Raw genomic sequence first — 590 nt, forward strand, 5'->3', positions numbered from 1 at the left:
TGCAATGCCTGAAAACGATAATCCACGACTAAACGATGACGATGATTGAATTCAAAAAAATTGGTGAACTGAAAGGTATGGTCATCGTAATCATTCTTATCGTCCGAAGAAAAGCCCGCTTTCAGCTTGTACTGAATGTCTGCGCGATATTGATTGCGTTCGATACGTGCCAACAAGCTAGGCTCTAGTCCCCAAATGTTTACGGATTCTATATCTTGAGATTTTTCCGCTTTGTTTATATTGTCGTCGCCTTCGTAGAACGCTTTGACCAATGGGATAAACTCAATGCCAGATTCAGTTTGATATGCCATTGGCTCTGCTAATGCAGCTGTTGAACAAAGGGCGAGCGCAAGTGCTGGAGTTGTTGTTTTCATCATCGCCGCCTTAGTACGCATTGGAGCCAGTAAAGCCTTTGAACACGGGAAGGAAGATGATTTTGATGTCCATCCAAACCGACCAATGATGGATGTAATCCAAATCAAACTCGAAGCGTTTTTCCATCTTATCGAGTGTGTCGGTTTCGCCGCGATAGCCGTTGATTTGAGCCCAACCTGTAATGCCTGGTTTGACTTTGTGGCGCAACATGTAGC

At 44.2% G+C, this 590-nt stretch carries 1 protein-coding gene and 1 pseudogene; both read right to left on the minus strand.

The annotated features are described in order from the left end of the window. A pseudogene (locus tag R7Z50_RS29245) lies at positions 1-395 on the minus strand (capsular biosynthesis protein); the annotation flags it as partial. Then, on the minus strand, positions 385-590 hold a 206-nt coding region (locus R7Z50_RS29250), incomplete at its 5' end, for a sugar transferase (protein ID WP_318149982.1). The gene R7Z50_RS29250 and the pseudogene R7Z50_RS29245, both read right to left, overlap by 11 nt.

The organism is Vibrio sp. 1249-1 (assembly GCF_033340495.1).